This is a genomic window from Limnobacter humi (genome assembly GCF_024518835.1).
Lineage (GTDB): Bacteria > Pseudomonadota > Gammaproteobacteria > Burkholderiales > Burkholderiaceae_B > Limnobacter > Limnobacter humi.
The window spans coordinates 1,042,834-1,052,988 of record NZ_JANIGO010000001.1 but is presented as its reverse complement, the minus strand read 5'-3'; the positions used below and the strand labels follow the sequence as shown (position 1 = coordinate 1,052,988).

At 53.5% G+C, this 10,155-nt stretch carries 8 protein-coding genes; 1 reads left to right on the top strand and 7 read right to left on the bottom strand.

All coding sequences use genetic code 11. From position 1 onward, the window contains the following. Window positions 1–142: integrase core domain-containing protein (locus NQT62_RS04955; protein ID WP_256763555.1), on the top strand; the 142-nt coding region annotated here is incomplete at its 5' end. A gap of 198 nt (window positions 143–340) precedes the next feature. Here NQT62_RS04955 and NQT62_RS04950 read toward each other — a convergent pair. The 7 genes from NQT62_RS04950 to NQT62_RS04915 all read right to left on the bottom strand — a co-directional run bounded on the left by NQT62_RS04950 (window position 341) and on the right by NQT62_RS04915 (window position 10,092). Continuing rightward, window positions 341–649, bottom strand: coding sequence for a hypothetical protein (locus tag NQT62_RS04950; RefSeq protein ID WP_256763496.1), 309 nt, complete (start codon window positions 647–649; stop codon window positions 341–343). Further along, the gene (locus tag NQT62_RS15440; RefSeq protein ID WP_306173527.1) at window positions 646–1,674 is read right to left on the bottom strand and encodes an RHS repeat domain-containing protein; all 1,029 of its coding nucleotides are present in this window, start codon (window positions 1,672–1,674) and stop codon (window positions 646–648) included. The genes NQT62_RS04950 and NQT62_RS15440 overlap by 4 nt, the downstream gene beginning before the upstream one ends. A 297-nt stretch (window positions 1,675–1,971) precedes the next feature. Then, on the bottom strand, window positions 1,972–2,859 hold the full coding sequence (locus NQT62_RS15435; protein WP_370569129.1) for an RHS repeat-associated core domain-containing protein: 888 nt from the start codon (window positions 2,857–2,859) through the stop codon (window positions 1,972–1,974). Window positions 2,860–3,340: 481 nt separating this feature from the next. Then, on the bottom strand, window positions 3,341–4,270 hold the full coding sequence (locus NQT62_RS15430; RefSeq protein WP_370569128.1) for an RHS repeat-associated core domain-containing protein: 930 nt from the start codon (window positions 4,268–4,270) through the stop codon (window positions 3,341–3,343). Between the two features lie 47 nt (window positions 4,271–4,317). After that, the gene (locus tag NQT62_RS04925; RefSeq protein ID WP_256763495.1) at window positions 4,318–4,560 is read right to left on the bottom strand and encodes a hypothetical protein; all 243 of its coding nucleotides are present in this window, start codon (window positions 4,558–4,560) and stop codon (window positions 4,318–4,320) included. A gap of 322 nt (window positions 4,561–4,882) precedes the next feature. After that, window positions 4,883–5,140, bottom strand: coding sequence for a hypothetical protein (locus NQT62_RS04920; RefSeq protein ID WP_256763494.1), 258 nt, complete (start codon window positions 5,138–5,140; stop codon window positions 4,883–4,885). After that, entirely contained in the window at window positions 5,137–10,092 is a 4,956-nt protein-coding gene (locus NQT62_RS04915; RefSeq protein WP_256763492.1) for an RHS repeat-associated core domain-containing protein, read from the bottom strand. Before NQT62_RS04915 ends, NQT62_RS04920 begins: the two co-directional genes overlap by 4 nt. Between the last annotated feature and the right edge of the window lie 63 nt (window positions 10,093–10,155).

Below are 10,155 nucleotides of genomic sequence, written 5' to 3'. Positions count from 1 at the left end.
TTGGCTGGCTCAACATTTATTTGATGACTTGGAGCAAATACAGGAACACGCAACAGACTGGATGTGGATTTACAATCACCAAAGGCCCAACATGGCCATCGGTGGAATCACACCCAAAATGAAGTTGCCCATCGCGGCCTAAGCTCTACTTTCGAACCCAGTTAAAAATGGGGGGATTACCGACCATCGCCCTGATTAACAAAGCCTAAATCTTTAATCTGCTGTGCAAGTTTTTTACTGTGAAGTAGAAATCTCTCATAACCTGCCATTGACAAGACTCGGGGTTACAAACTAAGTACCGATGGCTCTGTAACACGGGGCGATTCACCCCGCCGATTGTTTAGTTTTCCCGTAGCTCACCCCATATGAAATCCACTCGCTTTGCAATCTCCTGATTCACATGCGCCCTTTCCTCCGCTGATTCGCGCCAAACATGAAAGTCTGCCAATCCTCCATGAGCCCAGTACATTGTTTTGTGAATTTCTTTCAATAACCGAAGACCTTTTTCTTCCGAGACAACGCCTTGCTCTATGTCGTCAATCACCGCACAGCCCTCTCGAATTTTTTGCGCGAGATAACACTCACCTTCTGAATGCAGTAAAGGCAAAAGATATTCAAATGAACTTCTGATGCGGTCGAATTGTTTCATTTCAACGGTATTTCTGAGATCACTTCTACACCTGGAATAGACCATGGCTTTGGGATAAACGTTTGCATCATTTCTTGACCACCAACATACAAACCACCTTGATAACCGACCGGGCCTTCAAATACAGTCGTTCCCTTGGGAATCTTGATCGCATATACCGTATCGATTGGCGATTGCCCTTGTAGAACCAAGCTATTCGGATCGATCCATTGAGGTTTGACGGCATTATCAATTCGGACTTTTGCAACAGACTCAGGAGGGGATGTGTTAAACCATTGACCAAATGCGTTTTTACCTCCACCACTTTTTCCGCCACGGTAATAAATTTTATCTTCCACCAATGCCTTTTGGTTATATTTTCCAGAGGAGAAATTAGTTGCCGGCTGACCAGGCATTTCGGCGAGTGGACCAGGACTCTCTACCATGTTGTATTCGTACTCTTTACACGTCAACCCCCACGGATCCACCCACGTCACCGGGTTGGGTGCGTACTGATACAGGTTCAATCCACCGGCCAAACCAATCGGGTCTTGGCTAATGAACTGCCCAGTCTGCGGGTCGTGGTACCGGTTCAGGTTGTAGTGTAAGCCGCTTTCTTCGTCCCAGTATTGCCCCTGAAACCGCAGCTTGCACGCCGATGGGTTCTGCTCTTCAACAGCCTCCTCTTGCAGCGCCAGCGCACCGTAGGTTCGGTATCGGGCTTTCCAAACCCACTGGCCCTGGCCATTGCTCAGCTCTCGGGGGGTGCCCAGGTGGTCGGTGTGGATGTGCTGCACTTGCCCATCCGCCACTTGGGCCACCGGTTCAAAGCTGCCGGGCTTGTACAGGTAGTGGGTGCTGTGGTCTTGGACTGTGCCCTGACCATGCCGGGTTTCGTACTCGGCCAGCAGCGTGGGGCCTTGCCAGTAAAACTGCACGGTGCTTCGCCGCCCATCGGCCCATTGCACGGTTTTGCTGGCGCGCCGGCCCAGTGGGTCGTAGGTGTAGTGGGCGGTGCAATTTAGAGACTCTCGCGGTATTCCCAAAAAAATTTAAAGGAAGATCGCAACTCGCCCAAGAAAATAGAGAGCCTGTAGAGCCTCCTTAGTTATACCTTTTAGCTTTTAACGAACACCCTGAAATTACTCTCATCTTTTACGGAAAATCGATGCGCGTCCACATCAATAATTAGGTTATAACAGCTACATGCTATGGACCGAACCGACATAGAACTAATAGCGGTGTCACATACCGTACACAGATACCAAATATTCTCGCCAACAGGAGGCGAGTCCGTATTGAAGTTGTCTAAAAATCTATCTTTCATTTGATACTCGCTCTGACTATTTTCCGAAGAAAGACCTTTGCAAAAGCTCGACATGACCACTCTCTATGAGTTTTTCTATTGGCATCGGTAATTCGTGTTGTATGCCACCACCAATTTCGCCAAAATAAGATGCCGCAGGTCCACTTGGAACATTATGAATTTCCTTTACAACTCTATAGACAGAAAATGGTTTCTGATCAGTTCCTGGAGGTAAAGCTCTCATAGGATACGGAACGTCCCTCGGTGCAACAAAAGTACCAAAGTCATGAAACACCCCACTTTCATCAACAAAACCACCGTAGCGACTGATCTCATACCCCTCGAGAAGAGACCCCTTTGAAGGTGCTCCAATAAAACCGCGATTTGGTGGCCAATATAGCTGAAGTTGACAACCATCTTTACTACTCAACCCCCACGGATCCACCCACGTCACCGGGTTGGGTGCGTACTGATACAGGTTCAATCCACCGGCCAAACCAATCGGGTCTTGGCTAATGAACTGCCCAGTCTGCGGGTCGTGGTACCGGTTCAGGTTGTAGTGTAAGCCGCTTTCTTCGTCCCAGTATTGCCCCTGAAACCGCAGCTTGCACGCCGATGGGTTCTGCTCTTCAACAGCCTCCTCTTGCAGCGCCAGCGCACCGTAGGTTCGGTATCGGGCTTTCCAAACCCACTGGCCCTGGCCATTGCTCAGCTCTCGGGGGGTGCCCAGGTGGTCGGTGTGGATGTGCTGCACTTGCCCATCCGCCACTTGGGCCACCGGTTCAAAGCTGCCGGGCTTGTACAGGTAGTGGGTGCTGTGGTCTTGGACTGTGCCCTGACCATGCCGGGTTTCGTACTCGGCCAGCAGCGTGGGGCCTTGCCAGTAAAACTGCACGGTGCTTCGCCGCCCATCGGCCCATTGCACGCCTCTGCATGTAGCCGGCACGATGCGAGCCTTTTAATTCTGATTCGTTATGACGGAAATAAGATTCAAATTCCAGAATTAACAGCCATTATTTGATGACTAAAACCTACTCTCTGACATAAACCTGCGTACTTCATCTTCTAAAAGTTTATCGGTGTTTTTAGCTAGCAATTCGTTACTTTACACTCAAGATTCCAACGTCATATTCGCTTTGACAAGGGTACTTTTGTTACCAAACCAAACAATGTTAATAACATCAGCGGACAGAAAATTGACACGGTCTGGAAAAATATTGAATTCCTTTGGATCCGATATTTCTATCTTCAAATTCGGCGAGAAATGCAATTCGGTAACGCCATCTTTGAATGAAGAGGTCAAAAAATCGAATTGATTGTCCCCTGGTCGACCCAAACACGCACTGTCTAAACGGAACGCAACTGTCCTGGCGGTCTGTAGCCAATGAGTCAAACTTTGAAAGCTATTAAGGTCCATATGGTTTGATTAGCCCCGCATCTACTTTAGGTATGTAAATCTGTGTTCCCCCACCCATTAATTTCGACCTCATTCCTTCAGATCCGACTTGCTGAGCCGCTGGGCCCTCATAGTAAACGGTACCTTGCGGAATGGTCATTTGCGATTTATGTTGAAAGGTATTTCCCCACTCAGGTAGTACCGCGCTATCCATTTGAGACTGCAGAGGTCCCATCGATGGTTCTGGTGTCCAGTATCGACCATTGGCTTGAGCCATACCACCGTGATCCCTGTATACGGTGACCTGCCCATCTGATACTTTTTCAGTATACGTCCCGCTGCGAAAAGTCGATGCTTTCGAACTAGGATCATTAGGGTCACCTAGAGGACCCTTTTCGTGTGGGCCATATTTTCGACTAACCCCATGTTCCTCTTTACTCGTCAACCCCCACAGATCCACCCACGTCACCGGGTTGGGTGCGTATTGGTACAGGTTCAATCCGCCGGCCAAACCAATCGGGTCTTGGCTAATGAACTGCCCAGTCTGCGGGTCGTAGTACCGGTTCAGGTTGTAGTGTAAGCCGCTTTCTTCGTCCCAGTATTGCCCCTGAAACCGCAGCTTGCACGCCCCTGGGTTCTGCTCTTCAACAGCCTCCTCTTGCAGCGCCAGCGCACCGTAGGTTCGGTATCGGGCTTTCCACACCCACTGGCCTTGGCCATTGCTCAACTCTCGGGGGGTGCCCAGGTGGTCGGTGTGGATGTGCTGCACTTGCCCATCCACCACTTGGACCACCGGTTCAAAGCTGCCGGGCTTGTACAGGTAGTGGGTGCTGTGGTCTTGGGCTGTGCCCTGACCATGCCGGGTTTCGTACTCGGCCAGCAGCGTGGGGCCTTGCCAGTAAAACTGCACGGTGCTTCGCCGCCCATCGGCCCATTGCACGGTTTTGCTGGCACGGCGGCCCAGTGGGTCGTAGGTGTAGTGGGCGGTTAAAGCGCTCTTATTCGCTCAATAATCTGCCATTCGTCTTTTTGAAAAAACCCGTGAGCCTCCATTCCCAGCAAAGCATTGCAGAGCAACCGATGTAACTCACGAGCATTTTCATCCGATTGGCAGAGTTTTAGTCGTTCCAAAATACTCTGATAGATCTTTAGCCCTTGTTGATCAGTACGTGCGTAGGACATCGCGGTCAAATCTTGAATCATTTGGGCAAGCTGTTGAATGTCTATCACTACCGCCCCTTCGGTAAGAATTTAGTCCGAACAATTGATGACTTCTGCAAATTATGAACATCAATCAAACCTTGATAGCCTCCCCCCGGTCTAATTTCTCCTGTCACCGGCCCGATTTGCTCCGCTGCAACCCCTTCAGGAATCCACGCCCCCTTAGCAGGTTTGAATTCAGTTGTAGGATCTATACTCAACTGCCATTCATCGAGAATGGCAAGGTTGATACACCGCGTCCTCTTCAGACTCTCAAACACCAGACTTGGTTATAACTCATTATTTAATGGTTTCATCCCAACAAATTTATTTGATCGATAACTACCTATAGCTAAGCGACACGCTCCCACAAGCCAGAAAATGGTGGATCTGGCTCAACCAAACGCCAAACTCGTTGACATTTTTCACACCGATACCAATTCTCTGATAAACCAACATTGAAATAAGGTGTGATAACAGGTGTAGTTGACACAACACCTGCTTTGTTCAACAACTCAACAAACGAATCAAAATCTTTCCAACCATCAAATGATTTGCATTCCCGCAGCTTTTCGCAGTCACATAGAACAGCTCTCGAACCTTCGCTCATTTCAATAGTCCCCCACCAGTCTTCCAGGCAGACTGGGCGCCGCCTTCAATCAATAATTGACTTTTACCCCCAACCCAAGCACCGCCTTGAGCACCAACTTCACCAATATGAATAGTTGTACCGGCGGGCAAATTAATGCTGGTGTACCGACTCGCTTGAGCGCTAAAAGGAGTGCCACGGATATTTCCCCAGTCGGGCAACAGAGCAGAATCAATCCGTGTTTGCAGGGAACCTGCGGGCTTCTCCAGTGACCAGAATGCACCAAGTTCTTTGGACTGCCCAGGTGTCCAGGCTCGATAAACTGTCATAGGTTTATCCAATTCGATTGTCGCATAACGACCTCCGGAGAAAGTTCCTGGTAAGCCTGAAAGATCATCACCCAAGGCACCCGGGGTTAAGGCGTCTGCTTTTGAAACTAACCTTCCAGGTACACGATCTACAATCGACTGATAGCGATTGCCCGCAACAGTCAACCCATAATCTTCCTTACTACTCAACCCCCACGGATCCACCCACGTCACCGGGTTGGGTGCGTACTGGTACAGGTTCAATCCGCCGGCCAAACCAATCGGGTCTTGGCTAATGAACTGCCCAGTCTGCGGGTCGTAGTACCGGTTCAGGTTGTAGTGTAAGCCGCTTTCTTCGTCCCAGTATTGCCCCTGAAACCGCAGCTTGCACGCCGCTGGGTTCTGCTCTTCAACAGCCTCCTCTTGCAGCGCCAGCGCACCGTAGGTTCGGTATCGGGCTTTCCAAACCCACTGGCCCTGGCCATTGCTCAACTCTCGGGGGGTGCCCAGGTGGTCGGTGTGGATGTGCTGCACTTGCCCATCGACCACTTGGGCCACCGGTTCAAAGCTGCCGGGCTTGTACAGGTAGTGGGTGCTGTGGTCTTGGGCTGTGCCCTGACCATGCCGGGTTTCGTACTCGGCCAGCAGCGTGGGGCCTTGCCAGTAAAACTGCACGGTGCTGCGCCGACCATCGGCCCATTGCACGGTTTTGCTGGCGCGCCGGCCCAGTGGGTCGTAGGTGTAGTGGGCGGTGCACTGCAACTGGCCTTGTTGGTGTTGCTCATACTTGGCCAGTTGGTTGCACAGGTTGTGGTGGTAGCGCTCGTGGGTTTGGCCAACACTGTGCTCTGTGCGGTTGCCCTGGCTGTCGTACTTAAACTGCCGGCCACTTTGGTTTTTTAAACGGTTGCCCGGCACTTGCTGGGGCCGGTGTGCATTGGGGCTGTGGGCAGGTGGCAATTGCTGTTGCTGCATGGCCGCTGTGGCCTGCTCACCGTGCAGGTGCTCGAGCAGATTGCTGGCGGGGTCAAATAAAAACGCTTCGGGGTTGGGCCCGTCCACATGGCTTAGGCGGTGCAACACATCGTAGTGGTAACGGGTCTGCCAGCGTTGTTTTCCGTGTGCTTCAACCACCCCAATCAGCTGGTTGACGCTGTTGTACTGGTATTGGCGTTTAATCGTCTGCTGTGGATGAGGCTCATGGCTTGAGCCCGTGTGGTGCTGATGATTAAAACCCGTAGCGATCGACTGCAACCGCCCCTGTGGGTCATAGTGCCGCTGGCTCTGCAAACTATTGGACAAACTGCGCAAGGTTTCCCGGCCATATTCGTCGTACTGAAACTGGCTGAGCAATTCGCCGTTCCAGCACATTTCACGCACCTGTCCATCAAAGCCATAGGCAAGGCTCAGCGTATGAGCCTGCTGATTCTTGAAACCCCACTGAAATGCACTGGGCCAGCCCACAGCATTGTATTGGGCTTTGATCTCAAAGCACCCCTGTGTACCGGTTTGGGCTGAGGCCACCACACGCCCCAACGCATCGTATTGCCAACTCAGGCTGCGATGGGCATTGCTGGCTTTCAGCAGTTCGCTGCGGGCATTGTATTCAAAGTCTGCATGATCGTGCTCAAGCACATCACCCTGGGCATTGCAGCGCTCACGCAGTGTGCGTGTTAAGCGCCCCAGCGCATCCCGCTGATGGTGAATGTGCAATACATGCCCGAAGTCCAGCGATTCCCGGCTGTGCAGCAAATGCCCGGCCTTGCTGTAATCGTGGTGTTGTTGGCGGCCGTCAGGACCCGTCTGACCGATCAGCCTTTCGCACAAATCATATTCAAACCGGTGGGTTTGCCCATTTTCGTCGGTGAGTGCCACCAGGTTCCGCTCACTGTCGTAGTGGTAATGCTGCACTTGCCCAAGCGCATTGATTCTTTTGCTGGGCTGACCCAGTCGGTGATCGTATGCATACCAGGTGGTGTTGCCCTGTGGATCAACCTTGCTTTGCAACTGGCCCAGTGGGCTGTAGGTGTAGTGCTGAACTTGCCCGCCCGGGCCTTCCATGCGGGTACACTGGCCCGCCAGGTCGTAGCTGTAGCGGGTGGTGTTACCTGCTCCGCGAGTAATGGCCACCACTTGGCCCCAGGTGTTGTAGACATACAGGTGCCGCGTGCCATCGGGATGTACCTCGGCAGCGGGCAAACCATCGCGGTCATACACCCAGCGTGTGCGCTGCCCCAGCGGGTTGGTGTATTGCACCAACTGAGCCTGTTCGTTGTACTGCCAGGCATGCTCGACACCATCGGGTAACAGGCTTCTCACCAACAGGCCTTGCGGGTTGTATTGGTAGCGGGTGGTGTGGCCTTCCGGATCCACTTTAGCCACCACCTGGCCAGATGCATTGCATTGCCAACGACGAACATGCCCCAGCGGGTTCCGATGTTCGGCTGGCCAGCCTTGCTCAGTGTAAGCCCAGGTGTTTAACGCACCGTCTGCGTCAACATGCTCCAACAATTCACCCTGCGCACCGTAGCGCCAGCGTTGCACACCACCTTCGGGGTCCCGCTCGTACACCAATTGGCCGCGATGGTTGAAGCGGCAGGCGGTGCGGCCTGCGCGGCTGTCGATGGAGACATTGCAGCCGTCTTCCGCATTCCATTCGTAGCAGTAGGTGTAGGTGGGTTGCCCATCCACCGGGTCGCCCCATTGGCTGGTGCAGCGGTGGTGGCTTTCGCCGGGCAGTTGTATCCACTCAAAGTGAATGCTGTAACCGCTTTTGAGGGTACGTTGCACCAACCGGTGCCCGTGGTAGCGGTAGTGCTCTTCGTAGCCATTGGGGTCGCGGGCGCAGCTGAGGTCACCTTCCTCGCTGTGGGTGTAATGCACCAAGGTGCGTTCGGCCAAGCCCGTGGGGTTGACGGCCTTGCGCGGCAATTGGTCAATCCGGGTGATCAGCCCTTGGTCATTGGTGTGAAAGCACCATTGCCAAGCGCCTTGCCGCAACCCCTGCAGGTGGCCTTCTGCACTGCGCAGCACTTCAATGGCCTGACCAAATGCGTCAGCGATGGATGTGAGCTGTGCATGGCCTGGGTCTGCGGGGTTAATCTGAAAGTGCAAGACATGACCAAGACCATCGGCAGGCGATAGGGTATAGCACCCTTCGGATGGTCGACGCAGCACGATGCGTTCAACCGTGTTGACACAGGTTTCGCCGATGCCAATCTTCTCGAAGGGTATTCGGCGGCCCTCGTCGTCGTGCCAAATGATGTCCCGGGAGTCAATCCGCAAGTAGTGGCTCAACGGATGGAACCAGCCTACCCCCAACTCGCTCCCCTCACCGGCCTCTGCCAACGTGCTGCGGTAGGTTCGGGTCCACGCCAAGGGGATGAGGCCAGGCAACTGCGCGTCGGTGAGTTGCAGCAGTTCTTCCCCGTTGATGAGGCTGATGGGTTCACCGGTGGTTTTGGTGTCTTTCACCTTGGGGGTGTTGGCCCCTTCGGCTTTGGTGGTGACTTTGGTGGTGACCTCAGCCGCGTCTGGCGTTTCGCGGGCGGCCACCCGTTCCACTTTGCCTGCAGTGCGTGCTGTGGTGCCGGCAGTGTCCCCAGCCAGTTTGGTTTCGGACTTGTATCGGGCAAACCGGGCCAGGTGCTCCAGCAACACACGTGAGAATGGGCCGACGCGTTCGGCAATGCGCACAGCGGTGACCGATAGGCTGCCACCCAAGGTGGCCAAGGCAATGAACACCTCAATGCCGATATTGACCACCACCTCCGTGCTACCCCGCACATAGGCCAGGTGGCCCGTGCTTTCCTTGTAGCCATCCAGAAAACAAAAAACAGCATCGCGAAGGCTGCGGTCTTCCATGCACAAGCCCAGCAGGTGTGCACCCTCTTTGACCATGGCCGACAGTTGTTCTTGGGTGTTGTAAACACCCATGCCCATGTCGATAAACCGCTGGCGCACTTCCGCAAACTTGAACTGACTTACCTGATCAACCACCTCCAATTGAAACAGGGCTGCATCAAACGCCCATTTGAATGGCACCACGACAGTTTGTGCTGCGCCTTCGGCAAACCCCCATACTGCACTGCCAGTGCCTTGCGCCAAAGCACCGGCCTCTTGCAGCAATTGCCGAACGCGGCTTCGACTTTGAAACTCCAGGTTGGCCAAGTCAGCTGTTTTCCAGCGGGCCAACAGGAGGTTGGCCATTTCACAAACAGCACCATTGCGCTCGCGGTCTGCAGGGGGCTGCGCCATTGACTGCAATTTCGACAAGCTGGCCCAATAGGGGCTATCGGGGTTTCGCAGCCTCAGGAATGTCGCAGGTTCCAGCGGCAGCTTGAGAACCACCAATTGACCAGTGAACAAGGCGGTGCGCGTTTCTTCAGCATGGTCCATCCACCAGCGGCCATGCTCATGCCCCTTGGCCAACAAGCCAAAATGGCGGAGCACCTCGCAGTCCACCGAACTGCCCGAGCCGGGCTTGATCAAGCCGACGTGCAGCAGTTGGTCCAGTTCACTGTCGGTGGTGGATTGACGGTGGAGCACCAGCCAGGGGGTTAGCTGGGTTTGAGGGTCCATGAACAACCACAAGTTGCCCCGGAATTCATAGCCCAAAGCCGGCTTGACGGCTTGACCAAACACCGGGTACAAGGTGGTGAACATAAAAGCCTTCTCGATCGCATGGGACCGAGAAGGCTAATCGGCAGGCTCTATTTGAGCCAATGG

Coding starts and splice junctions, on each gene's coding strand:
- NQT62_RS04915 (WP_256763492.1), bottom strand. CDS start 10,092: ATGTTCACCACCTTGTACCCGGTGTTTGGTCAAGCCGTCAAGCCGGCT.
- NQT62_RS04950 (WP_256763496.1), bottom strand. CDS start 649: ATGAAACAATTCGACCGCATCAGAAGTTCATTTGAATATCTTTTGCCT.
- NQT62_RS04920 (WP_256763494.1), bottom strand. CDS start 5,140: ATGAGCGAAGGTTCGAGAGCTGTTCTATGTGACTGCGAAAAGCTGCGG.